The organism is Cyclobacterium sp. 1_MG-2023 (assembly GCF_030546805.1).
In the GTDB taxonomy this organism is placed as follows: domain Bacteria; phylum Bacteroidota; class Bacteroidia; order Cytophagales; family Cyclobacteriaceae; genus Cyclobacterium.
The window spans coordinates 20,255-40,512 of record NZ_JAUOPC010000023.1; the positions used below are offsets into that span (position 1 = coordinate 20,255).

General features: G+C 39.5%; 11 protein-coding genes. All 11 read left to right on the top strand.

The features are described from left to right. Positions 1 to 18: 18 nt before the first annotated feature. The 11 genes from Q4534_RS22965 to Q4534_RS23015 all read left to right on the top strand — a co-directional run bounded on the left by Q4534_RS22965 (position 19) and on the right by Q4534_RS23015 (position 19,316). Positions 19 to 1,539: a RagB/SusD family nutrient uptake outer membrane protein gene (locus Q4534_RS22965; RefSeq protein ID WP_303615502.1), complete on the top strand. Its 1,521-nt coding sequence runs from the start codon at positions 19 to 21 to the stop codon at positions 1,537 to 1,539. A 304-nt stretch (positions 1,540 to 1,843) separates the two neighbouring features. Further along, the gene (locus tag Q4534_RS22970) at positions 1,844 to 5,407 is read left to right on the top strand and encodes a VCBS repeat-containing protein (RefSeq protein WP_303615503.1); all 3,564 of its coding nucleotides are present in this window, start codon (positions 1,844 to 1,846) and stop codon (positions 5,405 to 5,407) included. A 623-nt stretch (positions 5,408 to 6,030) separates the two neighbouring features. Next, on the top strand, positions 6,031 to 7,176 hold the full coding sequence (locus Q4534_RS22975) for an IS110 family transposase (RefSeq protein WP_303615504.1): 1,146 nt from the start codon (positions 6,031 to 6,033) through the stop codon (positions 7,174 to 7,176). 592 nt (positions 7,177 to 7,768) lie between these two features. Beyond that, on the top strand, positions 7,769 to 8,299 hold the full coding sequence (locus Q4534_RS22980) for an RNA polymerase sigma factor (protein WP_303615505.1): 531 nt from the start codon (positions 7,769 to 7,771) through the stop codon (positions 8,297 to 8,299). Then, the gene (locus Q4534_RS22985; RefSeq protein ID WP_303615506.1) at positions 8,296 to 8,961 is read left to right on the top strand and encodes a hypothetical protein; all 666 of its coding nucleotides are present in this window, start codon (positions 8,296 to 8,298) and stop codon (positions 8,959 to 8,961) included. Before Q4534_RS22980 ends, Q4534_RS22985 begins: the two co-directional genes overlap by 4 nt. Positions 8,962 to 8,980: 19 nt before the next feature. Beyond that, positions 8,981 to 9,745 carry a hypothetical protein gene (locus Q4534_RS22990; protein WP_303615507.1) on the top strand — a complete coding sequence of 255 codons (765 nt, stop codon included), beginning with the start codon at positions 8,981 to 8,983 and terminating at the stop codon, positions 9,743 to 9,745. Between the two features lie 710 nt (positions 9,746 to 10,455). After that, positions 10,456 to 13,719, top strand: coding sequence for a SusC/RagA family TonB-linked outer membrane protein (locus Q4534_RS22995; RefSeq protein ID WP_303615508.1), 3,264 nt, complete (start codon positions 10,456 to 10,458; stop codon positions 13,717 to 13,719). A 49-nt stretch (positions 13,720 to 13,768) separates the two neighbouring features. After that, positions 13,769 to 15,790, top strand: a complete 2,022-nt coding sequence (locus tag Q4534_RS23000; RefSeq protein WP_303615509.1) for a RagB/SusD family nutrient uptake outer membrane protein — start codon at positions 13,769 to 13,771, stop codon at positions 15,788 to 15,790. A 109-nt stretch (positions 15,791 to 15,899) separates the two neighbouring features. Beyond that, the gene (locus Q4534_RS23005) at positions 15,900 to 17,243 is read left to right on the top strand and encodes a Gfo/Idh/MocA family protein (RefSeq protein ID WP_303615510.1); all 1,344 of its coding nucleotides are present in this window, start codon (positions 15,900 to 15,902) and stop codon (positions 17,241 to 17,243) included. Positions 17,244 to 17,364: 121 nt separating this feature from the next. Then, positions 17,365 to 18,405: a PmoA family protein gene (locus Q4534_RS23010; protein ID WP_303615511.1), complete on the top strand. Its 1,041-nt coding sequence runs from the start codon at positions 17,365 to 17,367 to the stop codon at positions 18,403 to 18,405. 32 nt (positions 18,406 to 18,437) lie between these two features. Then, positions 18,438 to 19,316, top strand: coding sequence for a sugar phosphate isomerase/epimerase (locus Q4534_RS23015; RefSeq protein WP_303615512.1), 879 nt, complete (start codon positions 18,438 to 18,440; stop codon positions 19,314 to 19,316). Positions 19,317 to 20,258: the final 942 nt, after the last annotated feature.

A 20,258-nucleotide genomic window follows, 5' to 3' on the forward strand; every position in this document is an offset into this window, starting at 1 on the left:
TAATTAACGATAAACAATATGAAAACGAGATATATTTTAAGTGCTTTATTTCTTTTTATGGGATTTGTATCTTGCAATGAAGATAAACTGAATCCGGCAAACCCCAATCAATTAGGGATTGAAACGTTTTACAGAACAGGCCCCCAATTAGAAGCTGCAGTCAATGCTGTATATTCCAGCATTCAGGCAAATAACCTTTACAATAGAGAATACTTCTTTTTACAGGATTTGCTTTCTGATGATTGCCAATCAGGTGGTCCACAACTAGAAGCCCAAAGAGCTCAGGTATTGAATCATGTCTTTGATGCTTCCAACTCGGTAATTAATTCCAATTGGAGAGGTTGGTATAGGGTGGTCCATAGGGCCAATTTGGTTTTAGAAAATGCCGACAATGCCGTAGATGAAATCACTGAGGATTTAAGAAACCGGGTAATCGGTGAAGCTTATTTTCTTAGAGCATTGGCCAATTTTGAATTGGTTAGTTTATGGGGTCCAATCCCATTGATGACTTCTTCAGCCACATCTCCGGATGGTTTACAAAGATCACCTGAAAACGAAGTATACAACATTATCTTTAGTGACCTACAAGAAGCGATCAATCGACTACCCCTGAAAAGCGCCTATAGTGGTGAAAGTGTGGGAAGAGCTACAAAGGGTGCCGCTCAGGCTTTGGCTGCCAAAGCTCATCTTTTCAGAGCGGATTTTGCAGCTGCAAGGCCTTTTCTCTTGGAAGTTATAAACTCAGGAGAATACACCCTGGTTGATAGATACATGGACAACTTTGAAGAGGAGAATGAAAACAATAATGAATCTGTCTGGGAGGTACAATTTTCAGAAGAATTCGGTAATGCAGGAGGATGGAATGGTGATGGAAGTAACATTGCAGAAGTCACCTTTCGTGGACAGGAATACGGCCCTACCGCATGGAGAAATGTTATTCCTTCCGAATCATTGGTAAACGAATTCGAGACTGTTGAGAATGGTGCAGCAAAGGATGACCCTCGTGGGTCGTACAATTTCTACAGAATCGGCGACTCCTATAACAATGGTCAAAGTGTACTTACCGAAGAAAAAGTCCAAGGTGATACAGAAAGTCCTAGTTGGAGAAAATACCAAATGATTTATAAAAGGGAAAATGAAGATGTACAATCCGGAATAAACTTTAGGGTTATTCGGTACGCTGATGTGTTATTAATGATGGCTGAAGTTGAAAATGAATTGGCCGGCCCGGCAGCAGCCCTACCCTATATTAATAGCACTAGAGAAAGGGCAGATGTGGACATGCCGCTTTACCCTACTAACCTCTACCCTACCGGAAGTAAAGAGGAGATGAGGCTAGCCATCATGCATGAGAGAAGAGTTGAATTGGCCGGTGAGCAAATTAGAAATAGAGACATCAGAAGATGGCGAAGACAAGGGGTCTTGCCTTCAGAACCCATTAATGGTTTCCAGGACAAAAATGACCTTCTTCCCATTCCTTTGGTAGAAATAGACAATAACTCTGCTTTGAGCAATGCAGATCAAAACACAGGTTATTGATCAAATTTAAAGTGAATAATAAAAGAGCCACATCGATTGTGGCTCTTTTTTACATTAAACTGAACCCCGGTCTAAACCAAATTAATGAATACTCCTACAGCACAGGTAGGCCTTCAACCATAATTATTTTTTTTAACATTGAGCCATCCACTTTACCCATCATCAAAAGACTTTCAAAATGTTTCAATTTGCCTACTGACATTACTAAAAAAGTTTTTAATTCATATTATTCGATTGTAGATTTCATTGTCATTTACCATTTTAACCAACAGTAGGATTTGCTGTTCAGCTATAATTTCACTTTATGAAACCTGTTTTTACAAAAAAGCAATTAATAAAACCCTTAATTTTCCTGCTATTGCTTTCATCTCTTTTTGCCTGTAATAAAGAAAAAGAAACTTTATTTTTAAAATTGGCACCAGAATCTACCGGCATTGACTTTGCAAATATAATTCAGGAAACAGACTCCTTTAACATCATAACCGAAGAGTTTATTTTCAATGGTGCCGGAGTAGGAGTAGGAGATTTCAACAATGATGGCTTACCTGACCTGTTCTTCTCCGGAAATGAAGTAAACAACAAGTTGTACCTCAACGAAGGAAGCATGAAATTTCGGGATGTGACTGATATTTCAGGTATGGCTGCGGCAGATCGATGGAGTACGGGAGTGGCGGTAGTGGATATTAATGAAGATGGGTGGATGGACATCTATGTTACCTCGGCAATAAAAAAGGATTCCTTGGAAAGGGCAAATATGCTTTTTGTAAATCAAGGGCTGGATAACAATGGAATACCCATTTTTAAGGAGATGGCAGCATCTTATGGGCTCAATGACATGGGGTACAGCATGTCGGCCACATTTTTTGATTATAACAACGATGGACATTTAGACCTTTATGTGCTGAACAACATATTGGTTACCGCCCTTCCGGGTGTTTTCAGGGACAAAATCACGGATGGATCTGCTGGAAACAATGACAGGTTGTATCGAAACAATGGAGATGGAACTTTTACCGATGTGACTTTGGAAGCAGGGATCAAATTGGAAGGTTATGGCTTAGGATTGGCCATCTCTGATTTCAATGCAGACGGATGGTCGGATATTTATATCAGTAACGATTACCTTTCTAATGATATTTTGTATCTAAATAATGGAGACGGAACTTTTACCAACCAAATTGAGGAATATATCCGCCACCAAAGTCACTTTTCCATGGGTGTGGACATTGCAGACATCAATAACGATGGCTTGCAGGACATAGTAACCTTGGATATGCTTGCCGAAAGCAATTTCAGAATGAAAACGACCATAAGTCAAAATACTTATCAGAAATACATAAACAACGAAAAATGGGGATATCAATATCAGTATATCCGCAACATGCTACATTTAAACAACGGACATGGATTGCCTTTCAGTGAAATTGGATTTATGGCCGGCATTCACCAAACCGACTGGAGCTGGTCTCCACTATTGGTAGATGTGGACAACGATGGGCACAGGGATTTGCTCGTAACCAATGGTTATCCAAGAGATATCACAGATAAGGATTTCACCAATTTCCGGAATGACATGGGAAATACTGCTAGCACAGAAAAGTTATTGAATGCCATACCTGTTGTGAAAATCCCTAATTACGGTTTTAAAAATAACGGTGACCTAACTTTTTCCGGTGAAAGTGAAAACTGGGGGCTCGATATTCCATCATTTTCAAATGGTGCGGCTTATGTAGACCTTGATCAGGACGGGGATTTAGATTATGTGGTCAACAATATCAACCAAGAAGCCTTTATTTTTGAGAATCAGCTCAATAATAGGCCTTCTGAAAAGACACCCCATTACCTAAGGGTGAAATTGACCGGTACAGCGCAAAACCCTAGTGGCATCGGCGCAAAAATTAAATTAACTTTTGCAGATGGAAGCATTCTTTACAATGAACAATATATAGGCAGGGGATACATGTCCTCCGTTGAGGATCTTGTACATTTTGGTTTGGGAGACAAAGATCAAATAGCCAGTCTTGAAGTTCTATGGCCAGATCAAAGGCTGGAAACTATTGAAAACCCCGCTGTCAATCAAGTGATAACAGTAGATATACGTCAGGCAAAAGCTATTGATCCCAAAGCACTTGCCTTTCCCTTTGCTGCATCGAAAAAAAATCCGATACTGGAAGAAATAAGTCAGCAATCAGGCCCACTTTACAAACATCAGGAAAGGGATAAAATAGATTTTAATCTACAAAGAACTTTACCTCATAAACTGTCTCAATTTGGACCTGGTATGGCAGTAGGAGACATCAATGGAAATGGGCAGGAGGATTTGATAATTGGAGGTGCGGCAGGTTACAACCGAAAGGCTTTCTTGCAATCTGATGCGACATACTTTGAACTAAAGCCTTCCTTTAATCCTGAAGAGAATCTCGCTGAAGACATGGGTTTATCGCTCTTCGACATGGACAATGATGGTGACTTGGATTTATATGTGGTCAGTGGTAGCAATGAATATGCAGTAGGAGAAGCCGTTTATCAGGATATGCTTTATATAAATGATGGAGAGGGTAATTTTAAACTTCTCGAAAATGCATTGCCCGAAATGCATGTTTCTGGCACTGTGGTCAGGGCTGCCGATATGGATGCAGATGGTTTTCTTGACCTATTTGTTGGAGGAAGATCTGCCCAAGGACAATACCCACTTCCCGGAGAATGCTTTTTATTGAAAAATACAGGCAATGGTTTTATTGATGTCACGGATGATTTAGCCCCCGGGCTAAAAGACATAGGGATGGTTACCGATGCCCTATGGACAGATATTGACAACGATGGACTGATTGACCTAATGGTGGTTGGAGAATTTATGAACATTGAGGTTTTTAAGCATACAGGAAATTCCCTACAAAAAATAGAAGGTTCCGGTTTGGAAAATCATACAGGTTGGTGGAACAGTATAATTGCAGGTGATTTTGACAGAGATGGGGATACCGATTATGTGGTAGGCAATTTGGGGAAAAATAACTTTTATGGTGTTTCACCGTCCAAACCACTTACCCTCTACGCCAAAGATTTTGATAAAAACCAGAGCATTGACCCGGTCCTTTTTGCCTATTTCAAAGACCAGAAAGGCACTTTCAAACCTTTCCCTGTACATTTCTGGAATGACCTCTACGGACAGAGCCCCATTTTCAGGAAGCGATTTAGCAACTTTAAGGATTATGGAAATTCAGGTCTGGATGAAGTTTTTGAACCGGAAGAATTAGAAGACGCTATAAAACTGGAAGCCAATTGGATGGAAAGCAGTTATATAGAGAACCTTAAAGGAGGTAAATTCCGAGTTCAGGAACTACCCATCCAAGCCCAGATAGCCCCAATAAATGGGATGGTACCTACTGATGTTGATAGGGATGGAAATCTGGACATTTTACTTGTTGGGAATAATTACGGCAATGAAGTTTTTGCAGGAAGATATGACGCCTCAGTTGGCCTCTGGCTTAAGGGAAGTGGAAGTGGACAATTTGAAGTTAAATCCGCTGTAGAGAGTGGGTTTATTGTGCCCAGAGATGCCAAAGCTTTGGTAAAAATAACAAGAGAAAGTGGTGTCCCTTTATACGTCTCCTCCCAAAATAGGGATAGTCTAAGGGTTTTTACTCATCATGATACATCATTAAATTGGCCCGTGTTTGCTCCGGCTCCCCAAGATAGTTATATGTTTATGTATAGTGAAAAAGGCTTAGTCGGCAAACATGAATTTTATTATGGTTCAGGTTTTCTTTCCCAATCAAGTAGAAAAGTAGCCTTACCAGAAGAGGTAAACAGATTGGAAGTTTTTGATTTTAAGGGAAACAAAAGAATTATAGACCGAGAGTATTTTTAATATAGGATTTACAACTCAGGTAGTGCCCATACCAAAAAAATAATTGAAAAAACCCTGTTCAACCCGCGCCGGGGTTGAGGATTTGATCGAGCATTCTCCATCCATGGGTTTGCACCCATGGCTATTGTTGTTGAAGCCCTTTAGGCTTCATTGGTTTCGTGAGACTGGACTTGTTGGAAAAACGATTGTGTTAGCATCAATTATCTCACAAATCCCAGGTCTGAAGAACCTGAACAATAATAATCGTGAGTGGCAACTCAAGGAAAAGCTGTTACCTACCTTTACCACAACCCCGATGGGGTTGAACAGTGTTGCGAAAAACAAGTTCACTTTTGCCCACAACTACACTAGGAATTGATTGAATCTACTTTTCCAATTTCAAATAGTGCCGAATATTTGAGTTTAGTTGCAAACTCATATCTTTAAACTGAACCAAAAACAGAATAAAGGTGTAGCCAGATTTGCAAACTAAGTACAGCCATGCTGATACTGTGGTGTAGGAAGCACACCTTTATTTTTCCTCTTAGAGTCTGAATAGTACCCAAGCATGAAGGAATCCTTCAATGTTCCATAACTATGAGTAAAGATTAAGAGGGGAACCTGTTTTTTTAACCTTAAAACCCATGTTAAAATATTCTGTCGGGCTGGATATTTCCAGTAAATTCATCAATGGCTGTTTGTCATGTATAGACACCAGCCAAAAAGTTACGATAAAGTCAACTCAGACCTTTTCCAATTCGAAAGCTGGTTTCAAATCCATGGATACTTGGATCAGAAAAAATAAAAAAGAAGTAGAAATTCCTTTGGTGATCTGCATGGAAGCGACAGGGAATTACCATGAGTCATGTGCTTTAAATCTTTTTGAAACGGGATATGCAGTGTCTGTAGTCTTACCTAATAAAGCAAAGAATTATCTCAGGTCGTTGGGTAACAAGTCTAAAAATGACAGTATTGATGCAAAAGGACTGGCGCAGATGGGAGCAGAGCAATGCCTAGGTAATTGGTCACCTTTCGGTAAATTTTTCTATGAGCTTAGAGCAATGACTAGACACCATCAAAGCTTGCAGGAGCAAAAGACAGTTTCTAAAAATCAGCTTCATGCAATGAAAAACTGCATGTATCCTTCAAAGGCAGTGGAGAAGCAATTGGAAAAAATGATCAAAATGATCGATAAACAGCTTGAGCAGCTTGAGGAAGGAATCAACAGACACCTCCAGTGCGAGAAAGAAATATGGTTAAAAGTCCAACACCTCAGCTCAATTAAAGGTGTTGGGATTTTGACTGTAGCCATAGTATTAGCCGAAACCAATGGATTTGAGTTGTTCGAAAATTCAAAGCAGCTTGTAAGTTATTCAGGATACGATGTAGTTGAAAACCAATCAGGAAAACACAACGGAAAAACTAAAATTTCCAAAAAAGGTAATTCAAGAATCAGACGGGCGATGTTTATGCCAGCATTCCAAGCTGTCACTTATCAAGTCAACCCTTTTTGCAATCTTTTCAGTAGAACTTTCGAAAAGCATGGTTTGAAAATGAAAAGCTATGTGGCTGTTCAAAAGAAAATATTAACCACGCTATTTGCTTTATGGAAAAATAACACATCCTTTGAAGAAAACTTTCAACCAAAAATATCCATAGAACAGGAGCTGGTGTTTTCCTCTCCGGTCAGCTTTGAAAAAGCTGAAAAAAGTAGTGCCGATCAAGTCGGCACTACACAAGGTAAACATCCAAGTGAACGATCACTGTATGCTTCCTCTCCGGTACCGTAAAGATAAAAAATTTCTGATACTTCTTGTTTATTATGATAGTACCTACACTCAGTCTAGGTCAATAAGTTATACCCTACTAGGAGTAGATTGCATCTAGTCCTTATTATCAAAAAAAGTACATCCGGAAGACCATCTGTTACTTTAAAAAATTGAAAGAACCCTGCTCAACCCCCGTTGGGGTTGAGGAATTAATCGAGTATTGGCCGTCCATGGGTATGCACCCATGGCTATTGTTGTTAAAGCCCTATAGGCTTCTTTGAATTCGTAAGATTGAATTTGTTTGTAAAACTATTGCGTTAGCATCAATTACCTCACAAATCCCAGGTCTGAAGGACCTGAACTATAATAACCGTGAGTGGCAACTCACGGAAAAGCTGTTACCTACCTTTACCACAACCCCGGATGGGGTTGAACAGTGATACGAAAAACAAGTTCTTTTTTCTGAAAAAAGATACTTTATAAAGCCTTGTTAATGAACCCTCAGGGGAAAAATGTTAACTTGATTCTTCTCAGAATAATATTATAAAATATTTTACCTTCCGTTTCCAACCTTTTGCCGGGTTTCTGACTCTTTTATACATACGGACGAAAAATGAGTATACCAAAGCCAGATGCGACACTAATAAAAAAGATCAACCAAAATGATCGAAATGCTCAGTTTCAGTTATTTGAAATGACCAAAGGCATGTTGTACTCAACTTGCTACAGAATAATCGGTAATGAGGAAGAGGCGCATGACATCTTACAAGAGGTATATGTAGAAGTTTTTCAAAACATTCGAAAACTAAAAAACCCTGAAGCCTTAATCTCATGGATGAAGACCATAGCCGTACGCAAAGCGATACACTGTAGCAAAAAGAGAATCTATTTTGAACCGGTAGAAAATCAAAATATGGAGACCACCGAAGCTTTCGACTCTTGGTTTGATGCAGAAATTTTGGATCAGGCCATACTAAGTCTTCCTTCAGGTGCCAAGGCTGTTTTTCTACTCACGACAGTGGAAGGCTATTCGCATAAGGAAACGGCAAACCTACTTAGTATCACAGTGAGCACTTCAAAATCGCAGTTGCATTATGCCAAATCATTACTTAAAAGTAGAATCACTAAGCTCCTAAAGGCATGAAGACACACAACCCCAACCCAGAGCTTTGGAATAAGATTTTAGAGAGGAAAACCTTCGATAAACAGCTGGAAGAAAATAGCAGAAAACTTCCCATCAGGGAGCCTAATGCTGAGATTTGGGGACAGATTGAAAAAAGGCTTGAGGAACCGAAAAGGCCGGTAATCTGGTATTACTTAGGCGCAGCGGCCATTGCCATGTTCATGCTTTTTTCCGGTATTGCTTATTTCTTTCCCGCTCAGGTGGATGAAAAAAAACCTTTGCTTACAGAAAAAACAGTGTCCACTTCTCCTGAAGGTTCGGCTACAAGGAAACCTTCAAACCCACTGTCCAAGACCAGTGAAGAAATAACAATGAATGAACTCCCTCCTTCAAAGGTGGCCATTTCTTCCCCTTTGAAACGTGAGAAAATAATACCCATAGAGGTAGCGCCAATTGTATTGAGCCCGTTCCAACTAAAAAAAGAACACACCATTGACAAAGCAAGTATCTACCGGCCAATGGCAGACAATATAAAAACTTACCATAAAGTAAAAATCACTTGGGAAGCGGAAAAACCTAGATCAGGCGGTTCTCCTTTTGGTAGAAAAGAAAAAATACAAGTAGAAAACGTCAATTACCCGACGGCCACAATACAAGTAAAATTCAATAAATCAAAAAACTAATATTCTAAATTCTTAAGTTATGAAAAGATTACTCCAATTGTCTTTAATGGCATTGCTATGCGCAATCCAATTTGAAATCCTTGCTCAGGATGTAGAAAACCAATTGCCCAAAAACACCCAAGACTGGATGGACGAAGATTGGCCGGTTACTGATTCGCTTGCTTTTGAATTGCCCAATCAAGGGAAACTCTTGTTATTATTCAATTCCGAGGAGCACAATCCGGAGGATTTGACATTAAAATTCAAACCCATTCTAAAAAAGGCAACTGATTTCCCAGAATTTAAAACCATTACCTATAGGTTAGCCGAAGCATTCCCTCAGACCAGTCTGGACAGGGTGCTTCTCAACATTGAAAAAAATTATGTCCCTTATGCAGACCGACTAGAGTTAACCTTTCCTGTAGGGCTAGATTATACGGGAGGCTATTTTACCCCCGAAATTGGGTTTAGGAGTAAAATATCCTGGAGAAAATTCGATATTGGAGCATCGATTACCAATTCCGTTTTTTTCCCGGAAAAAATTGAAAACAAGGTATCGGTCAATCACAATTGGTTTTTGAATGCAGAATTCAGTTGGGAACTATTCAATCCGAAATCCAATAATAAAAACATGATAGGGATTGGCTACCTATTGAATGATGAGAAAAGCCAGCTTTTTGACCAAACCACCATTAAAGCCTTCTACAGAAGGCAAGTCAGCCAGGTCATTTCCATACAAGTAGGTCTGGTAGGCACCAATAACCTGAACACCTTCTATCCCACCATAGGTGTTAGGTTTTGGTAAAACCTACAGTACCCCCCTCCTAACTCCATTATTAGGAGGGTGGTGATTTCTTCGAACATTTTATTTTAATACCTGTCCTGTACTGAAGGAATTCTCAAAATTTTCCGTGTCTAGACCAAGTATCCACTTGTGAAAGTACCCATGTATTATAGACATAAACCAAATTAATCTCCATTCGCTACAAGCCAATCCATACTTACCATAGCTAAATACTCAAACAAAAAACCTGAACCTCAGCATTAATTTCACCTGCAAAAACAGACATAAAAATCAACAAAAAGTGATATCGATGACATGAACTCATCAATTTTGAATGAATAATAATAAAATGACAATACTTACATTTGAAAATAGGCCAGATTTATCCTTATCTGACTTGAAAATCAAGGTCGAAAATGCTTTTATATAAATTTTAACTATTATTTTTTTTAAGAGAAAAAAATTTTTAATATGCGATAATGAAAATAATTATAAATAAGCCAAATAGAACGTTAAACCTGTCTTTTTATGTATAAAAACAGAGAAACACGATAAATAATTTGCTTAAAAGCTTAAACAAAGCTTTAAACAAAACTTTTATCTGTTACTTTATATAAATATTTAACCGTTCATCACCAAACTATTTGCCAATGAAATAAATAAAATTGCCCAAAACCCAAATATAAGTAAGGATTCCCATTTGAATCTAAAACAATTAACAATAATCCATTATGAAAAGAAAACTACTCACGCGACTAGTGGTGAAACCGATATCATCACTAGCGACTTTATCGTTCTGCTTGTTTTCAGGGAGCTTAATGGCTCAGCAAACAAGTTTGGACAACAACTTAAAAAACATCGAACAAAACGCATTATCGACTGCCTCTATTTCCAAAGTAGGCAAAACGAAAGTAGCAGACTTGTTTGATGTTACGATATCAGGTACCGTATTAGACAACAATGGCCAGCCGATTCCTGGTGCCACTGTCTCTGTTCCGGGAACCTCCATAGGCACCGCAACCGATCTAGACGGTAAATACACCCTCACCGTACCGGACAATTCATCTATTGTTATTTCATTTATTGGTTTTGAAAGCCAAACTGTAGAAGTTGGCAATCAATCTACCATAGATGTAACCCTTACCATGAGTACCCAAGCCTTGGATGAAGTGGTTGTTATTGGTTATGGTACGCAAAAGAAGAAAGACCTTACCGGAGCTGTAATCAACGTGCAGGCCGAAGAGGTAATGAAATACAAACCTACCTCAGTTTCTGAAATCTTAAGAACAACAGTACCGGGTTTGAGTGTGGGTTACTCTACTAGTGCAAAAAATATTCCTAGTTTCAATGTGCGAGGAGACGCTTCAATTAAAGCCGATTTGGATGGAGATGGTGACAAGGAAGAAGAAAGAGCGGCTAACCAACCACTTATTGTATTAGATGGAGTAATTTTCCGTGGTGACCTTGCAGAGATCAATCCAAACACCATTGAAAGTGTGGATGTTTTGAAAGATGCAAGTGCGGCCGCCGTATATGGTTCCCAAGCAACCAATGGCGTTGTTATTTTCACTACCAAAAGAGGTGAATATGGCAAACCACAAATTTCTTTTAGTTCTAGAATTGGACTGGTAACCGGAGCAAGAAGACAGCAAACCCATAAAGGAGGAGATGACGTATTGAATTGGTTGACAGATATGAATGAGTCGATTACCAATACCATTACCGAGCCTTGGACCAGGTTTAGGGATTATTACAGCATTGATGCCCAATACCAAGATGATTGGTTGGCAGCTAATGGTATCCCCGGTGAGACAGACCCAAATGCAATCAATCTTGCTAGGGTAAATAATTTTGGTTTTTGGGAAAATGAAATTGAGAATTACCAGAATGGTGTTTCTTACGATTGGCAAGACTTCTTGTTTCACACAGGCGTCAGACAAGATTATGATGTAAGTGTTTCCGGAAGAAATGAAAGGGTGTCTTATTTTTACTCTTTGGGGTATAGCAACAGAGAGTCCGTTCAAATAGGTGAATCATTTGAAACCATCACTTCCCGATTGAATTTGGATGTCAACTTGGCAGAGTTTTTCACCATTGGAGCAAACGCTTCTTTTACTTATCAAAACGAAGGTCAAGAACCTGTAGGCAGTGGAAGTTATAGGGTTTTTTCTCCTTATGACCAACCATGGAAAAATGGCATGCCAAGAACAAGAGAAAACCTAACTGATCAGGCTGCAGGCTCAAACATCAGTAATCCATACCAAACGCCTTCTTGGAATACAAGAAGTTATTCTAGGTTTATGATTAATCCTACCTTGTATGCTTCTGTTAACTTACCGGGAAACTTTACATTAAGGACAGATTATACTCCTCGGTTTGATGTTTATAAAAGATTTGACCTAGATGAAAAAGGAAATCCTCAAGAGGCCGTAGATAAAGCTGAGAGACAATACGATGATTTCTTCTCCTGGCAGTCTAATACTACCTTAAATTGGGACAAGTCTTTTGGGGAACACAGGGTCAACTTTACAGGCTTGTACAATGCTGAGCAAAGTAAGAGCTGGCAAACTGTTGCTTATACAAACAATTTCTCACCGACAGCTGCTCTAGGCTATGGAGCCATGCAATTGGGACTTAACCCAACCATGTCTTCTTATGACGAAACAAATTCCAGAACTGGATTAATGGGCAGGGTAAGTTATGCTTATAGCGACAAATACAACTTCTCTGCGTCCGTCAGAAGGGATGGTTACTCTAGGTTTGGTTTGCAAAACATCTATGGTAATTTCCCTTCTGTATCTGCTGCATGGACCATTAGTAATGAAGACTTTATGCAGAGCAAAACCCTTAACTACTTGAAATTAAGGTTAAGTTATGGTGTAAATGGAAACAGTAGTGGTTTGGAAGCATATAATGCTTATCCAAAATTAGATAATGGAATCATGCTAAACTATGATGGCGGATATATTCCTACACCTTATACAGAAATCACCAGAATAGCTAATCCAAACCTTTCTTGGGAACGAACAGGTTCTTTTAATGTAGGTATAGATTTTGGGCTTTTCAGTGATAGGTTAAGCGGTTCATTTGATGCTTATCAATCAGAAACCAGAGATTTACTTTTGGATCAAAAATTACCTGAGCTAACTGGTTTTGAATCTGTTAAAACCAATATTGGCAACTTACAAAACCGAGGTTTTGATTTGGGATTAAACTCCATCAATGTTTCTACTGCCAATTTTGTTTGGACTTCTGCATTTAATGTTACTTATCGGACAAACAAAATCACTACTTTAGGAAATGCCCCTACTGAAACTACCGATAGTGAAGGAAATACAGTAATGAAAGAAGCTGACGATTTACAAAACGGATGGTTTATAGGTGAAAACAAGGATATCATTTGGGATTGGGAACTAGATGGTGTATACCAACTGGGAGAAGAAGCAGAAGCTGCAGAGTATGGTTTGTTTCCAGGTGATTTTAGGTTTGTAGATCAAGATGGTGATGGTGACATTGACATTGATGACAAGGTATTCCTTGGCTTAACCAACAACCCTTGGTACATCACTTTAAGAAACGACTTTGAATACAAAGGTTTTGATATGGGTGTAATATTCCTTGCCAGACTAGGCTATAAAGGAGGGACTTCTGAACCTTTCAATAATTCACAACAGTACATCAAAAACCACAACTGGTACGATATTCCTTATTGGACTCCACTAAACGGGCAAAATGACTTTGCCAGAATCAACTCCATTAATTTAGGTGGTGGTAGCGCATGGTTGAGTAAATCCTATGTAAGACTTCAAAATATTTCCGTAGGTTATAGCCTTCCGCAAAATATCTTGGAAAAAGTAAAAGCAAATAGGGTAAGACTAGCAGTAAATATTGAAAACGTAGCAGTTTTCACCCCTTGGATCAAAGAGTTAGGTGATCCTGAATCTGCCAGAGAAATGCCTCGAACTTATTCATTTAGTTTGGATGTAACTTTCTAAAACCAATTACACTTGAAGTTTTGGAAAAACAAATTTAAAAAAGAAAAAAATGAAAAAGATAAATATATTAAAAGGAATAATATTCCCTGTATTCCTATTACTGTCATTCTCCTGTAGTGATGAATTTCTGAATGAGGAACCCCAGTCGTTTCTTATTCCAGAAAGTACCTTTAGTGATCCCGCAGGATTGCAGACTGCACTAGATGGTGCATATCTTGGGGTTTTCAGTCAATGGAATGGAGACACAAGAGAACTGATGTTCAACAGTAATATGAGTGATGCCTCAGTAGTTTCTGCTACTGATAAACCGGATGCATTTGTGGATTTACGTGTGTACGCTACACCTACAAATAGCAGAAACAATGATGCCGGTCGTGCAAGGTCATTTTATGCAGACAACTATGACCATATCAAGAAAGCCAATACTGTAATTGATTTTATCGATATCCCGGAATGGGACGGTGGAGCCAATGATCCTGAGAGAAATCACTTGTTAGGTTCTGCCTATTTTCTTAGGGCTTTCTTCTATATGCAATTGACCATGGACTTTGGCAATGTAGCTTTCCCATTAAACGTTGTCCAAGGTGCAAGAAGAGATTTTAAAGCCTTTAATATGCAAGGGATTTGGGATCAAATGATTGTGGATTTGGAATATGCGGTACAGCATGTAAAACCCAAAAGCCAGATTGCAATAGGTCAAGCACCTAAGGATGCTGTACGAATCCTATTGGCCAAGTACTATATGCTCAACTTACGTTTTGCCGATGCAGAACAATTAATGGATGATGTAATCAATGGCGGTGAATCACAACTTTTCACAGACGATATGATTCCATCTGATGTTTCTGAAGTAGAAGTAGCCAATACAGTTAACCCAAATACAGGAAATCCTCTCCCTGGAAGAAGTGGTTACGCCTCTGCAGATGCTGTCAATTACCTACACATGGACAAAGGTGCCCAAAAATCCAGTAATCCTGAAGGAATCTGGTTGGTCGTCAATGAACCATTTATTTTAGGTACCCAAGGAAGATCTGCAAGAATCAGAGCATGGGGACCAAACTTTGTAAGTACAAACCTTGGGGTTTGGGAGCCTGGTACTACCAGAACCGGTACTGATGTACAGCAATCTACTAGCGACGAAAGAGGTAGAATGATGAAAAAATGGGGTAGAGGTCAAGGATTTGCCAGACCTACCAATTATTCTCAATATGACATCTGGAACTTTAAAGGGAAAATTGACGAACAAGATTACCGTCACAAAGACTTGAACTGGTTTGAAATGGAGGATGTTTTGTACGACAACCCTTCTCTATTGGAAGACGGAAGTGAATATTATCTTGAGCCCCTTCGTTTGTATGATGACAATGGGAACTTAACTTGCCAGGATACCATCAGGTGCTGGTATGGTTATCCGAGGTACAAATTCTACTCTGTAAATCAACAAGACAGGCCTGACAGACAAGATGGAGGTAAAATGGACATGTACATCATGAGAATTGCCGAAGCTTATTTGGTAAGGGCTGAAGCACGCTTATGGCAAGACGATTTTGCCGGCGCAGCGGAAGACATCAACACCATCCGCCAAAGAGCCAATGCAATCGACATGTATACTGTTGCTGATGTTCAGACAGACGGAATTGGTGCTGTACTCGACGAAAGAAACAGGGAATTATTCGGTGAAGAATACCGACACGATGAGTTGGTTCGTATTTCAGTGATTTTTGCCAAGAGTGGTAAAATGGCTTACAATGGCAAGACCTACTCTATCTCAGGTTCGGATATAGAAAAATCCATTTCAGCAGATAGTTTTTACTATGACAGAATGATGGAAAAAAACACTTTCTTTAGAGATGAAGTGCCATGGGCTACTTATAACACCACCAAATACACCATGGATCCTATGCATGTTTACTGGCCTGTTTATCAGCCATACCTAGTAGGTAATGTGGATGCGACCTTGAACCAAACTACCGGTTACAATGGTGCAGAAGACAATATTGAACCATTGGTTCATGTGGTTCAACCTGCAGGGGCTCCCAATGAGGACCCTATGAGAGCCATTGGTGAATAAAAGTTACCTTTAATAAATTAATTCCCCTGATGTCATCATTTCGTCAGGGGAATTTATTAATTTAAAGGGTCTAATTAGTTATAACTTCAATAATAAACCAATTTTGAATATGGATAAGGAATCATCAAGAAGATCCTTTATTAAGAAATCAGCAGTAGCCGGTTCAGCTGCCCTTATAGCACCTACCATTGTACCTTCAAGTGTATTTGGAGCCAATGACAGGATTAATGCGGCAGTTTTAGGTTTAAATGGTAGAGGGAAAAGCCATATCCAAGGCTTTATGTCACAAAAAAATGTTCAAATCAAGACGTTTTGTGATCCTGACATGAATATTCTTAAGGAACGTCAAAAAAGCTTTAAAGAAAAATACAATGCAGATGTAGTTCTTGAACAGGATCTGCGCAGGGTAATGGATGACAAAGACATTGATGTTATCAGTATTGCCTCCCCAAATCACTGGCATGCACTGACTACTATCTGGGCTTGTCAAGCAGGGAAAGATGTATATGTGGAGAAACCCGGGTCTCATAATATTTGGGAAGGTAGAAAAATGGTAGAAGCAGCCCATAAATACGATCGTATCGTACAACATGGTGTGCAACTTCGAAGTTCTCCTGCTGTTCAGGAAGCCATTCAACTGATCCGTGATGGCTATATTGGCAATGTTTACATGGCCAGGGGACTAGTTTTTAGATGGAGACCGAGCATTGGTGACAAAGGATTTTCTCCTGTACCAGAAGGATTGGATTATGATTTATGGACAGGACCGGCTCCAAAAACTCCATTTACAGAAAACCTTGTGCACTACAACTGGCACTGGAATTTTGATTATGGCAATGGAGATGTTGGTAACCAAGGAATCCACGAAACAGATCTTTGTATGTGGGGATTGGATGTAGGACTACCTACTAAAATCACTTCCATGGGTGGGAAATTCCTATGGGATGATGCCAAAACAGTACCGGAGGTATTGACATCTGTGTACAAATATCCTGATGAGAACAAAATCATTCAGTTTGAAGTAAGACCATGGTGTACCAATGCTGAAGATGGAGCTACTGTAGGTAATATTTTCTATGGTGACAAAGGTTATTTGGTAGTTGATGGATACGATAAATACCAAACATTCCTTGGAAAAGACAGAACACCTGGAAAATCAGGCAGCGATGGCGGAAAATCAGGTTCAGAAATGGATCGTGGAGCCGGTGGAACTGACGGTCACTTTGCTAATTTTATTGAGGCAGTTCGTAAGCATGATGCTTCCATCCTAAACGGCCCTGTAGAAACAGCTCACCTGTCTTCAGGGTTGGCTCACTTAGGAAATATAGCTTATCAATTGGATCGTGTATTGACGTTCAATCCAAAATCTGAGACTTTTGTCAATGATCCGGAAGCAGATGCCATGCTTACACGTAATTACAGACCAGGTTTTGAAGTTCCAGACAAGGTTTAAACAATCATAAATTAAAATATTGATTGCCTTTTTTGAAAAACCTGCCAGGAAAAATTATCCTGACAGGTTTTTCTTGTAAAGGGAATAAAAATAATATTTCAGATATAAACAAAGTTATCAAATGAAATACATAGCATTAGTAACAATAATGGCGATGAGTAGCAATTTTCTTAGCTTCGGTCAACAAGACAAAGAACCCATTGAAATTGAAGTAAACGAATCAGAGAAGAAAGTAGATGTAATGGTGGACGGTAAGCTTTTCACCTCATATATCTACCCGGACAATGTGATGAAACCCGTTCTTTGGCCGGTAATTTCTCCGGACGGAAATATGCTAACCAGAAGTTATCCTATGATTAATAAAGAAGGGGACAGAACCGATCATCCTCATCACGTAGGTATCTGGTTGAATTACGGAGATGTGAACGGACTTGATTTCTGGAACAATTCAGAAGCAATTCCTGCTTCAAAAAAAGATGGCTATGGTGCAATTGCCCACCAGTCTATTAAAAAAGCAAAAGGTGGAAATGGTAAAGCCACCTTGGTAACCAACTCACTTTGGAACGCTCCGGACAACACTTCTTTATTGGAAGAAAAAACCACTTTCACCTTCACTGCAGGTAAAGATATTCGAATCATTGACCGAACCACCACATTAAAAGCGCTGGTAGATGAGGTTAAATTTACAGATAATAAAGAAGGTATGTTTGCCATAAGGGTTGCCCGAGAGCTTGAATTGCCATCAGAAAAACCTACTACCTTAATGGATTCCCATGGAGTTGCAACCAAAGTAGACAAAATGGACAATACTTACGTGAAAGGCGACTATAAAAGTTCTGAAGGAATTACAGGAGGGGATGTTTGGGGAACCCGAGCAAGGTGGATGGAATTATCCAGTGAAGTTAAAGGTGAAGATGTTTCACTTATCATCATCGATCACCCAAAAAACCCCGGTTATCCTACCTACTGGCATGCCAGAGACTATGGTTTGTTTTCAGCCAATACCCTTGGTCAAAAAGCACTTTCTGATGGCAAGGATGAATTGAACTACTCCCTGAAAAAAGGAGAAAAAGCTACTTTCAAATACCGTTTGATAGTTACTTCAGGACACCTTAGCGAAAGTGAAATCAATGCTTTGGCAGATGAATACGCTAAAAAGTAATTCAAAAAACCATTAATACTTAACTCATCCCAATGGATAATAATCAATCAAGGCGTAGCTTTATTCAAAAAAGCCTTGCTGCAGGTATAGGACTCTCCTTTTTAGAACCTGCTGCAGTATTTGCCAAAAAACCCAAAATGAATCTTGGCCTGGTAACCTATCAATGGGGAAAAGACTGGGATCTCCCTACCCTACTGGCTAATTGTGAAGAAGCCGGGTTATTAGGTGTGGAATTACGTACCGAACATGCACATGGCGTAGAAACAAGCCTTTCTGCTCAAGAAAGAAAGGAAGTAAAAAAGCGCTTTAAAGACAGTCCTGTAAAATGTTTAGGCTATGGTTCAAACTATGCTTATCACTATACTGACCAAGCTCAAGTCAGAGAAAACATCGAAGGGACAAAAAATTATCTTCAACTATGTAAAGACATTGGTGCCAGCGGAATCAAGGTAAAGCCTAACGGATTGCCTGCAGAGGTTTCCAAAGAGAAAACCATTGCGCAAATAGCCCAATCCCTTAACGAAGTAGGAAAAACAGCCAGTGACCTGGGACAATTGGTTCGGGTGGAAGTTCATGGGAAATTAACCCAGCAACTGCCCAATATGAAAGCTATATTTGATCAGGTAACTGAAAAAAGTGTGAAGGTTTGCTGGAATTCTAACGACCAAGATTTAATGGCCCCGGGATTGGAAGCCAACTTCAACTCAGTTAAAAAATGGTTTGGTGACACGGTTCATATCCGTGAGTTAAATGAGGGGAATTACCCTTACCAAGAGTTGATGAAGTTGTTTTCAGACATGAATTATAAAGGTTGGATTCTATTGGAAGCACGCACATCCCCTGCAGATAGGGTAGCTGCCATGAAAGAACAACTGGAAATATTCAATACCATGCTGGCCAATGCCAAGTAAATATTTGAAATGACGAAATGTCTGAATTGGGAGTAAAAAAGTTTGCTAATTTAAGCTGCAACACTTTCCGTTTCATTAGTCATTTGATGCAAAGAGTATAAAAGGTCCTTATTAGAATAAAGGATTTCTTTTATACTCTTTTTTTTTATTATTTACAGGAAACAAAATCCCAAAAGCGGAGTTTAGATTGCCACACCCCTTCCCTGATCAGCCCCTCCAAAATGGTTCGCTTTGACGATCTTGCTTTGACGACTTCAATTCTATCCAATAACCTGAAACCGGTTCCTGAGCGGAACCGAAGGAGTAAGTATTATGAACACCTTAACCTATGGCTTCGACTCCGCTCAGCCGCCGGAATTCAATTTCGCAATAGTACCAGGTTTCGACATAGCTCAGCCGCGGGAATTATGGATTTTTTTTAAGGATTGATCTGATTCTGGGTAATAAATTCAATTTCATTTTTATACCTATTTTTCACACGGTCAGCGCTTTAACCGGTTCCTGAGCGGAGCCGAAGGAGTAGGTATTATGGACACGTTAACCTATGGCTTCGGCTCCGCTCAGCCACCGGCAGTTTGGACTTCGTTCCGCCACTGGAAAGAGTTACTGAAATAACAGCCTAAATCGATTTGTCTTAAATTGAATATGCTCATAAAATCCCCCTAGCCCCCTTTATAGAAAGGGAGAGTTGGATGCTTCTAAATTAACTTTTGTAGTAAACTATTTCGCTTTCTCAGCGCAATAAATAAAAATCCAACTATGACTTCTAATTTTTGAAGTCCCGCTGCCGCCAAGGAGAGAACAGACCTGAAAGATCTGAACAATAATAACTGTGGGTGGCAACCTACGGGAAGATGAAACTACCCTACTCTCAACACTGAAGGTGTTGAACATACCGTTTCGAGGACTCACTCGTTCAACCCGCTCCGGGGTTGGGAAATT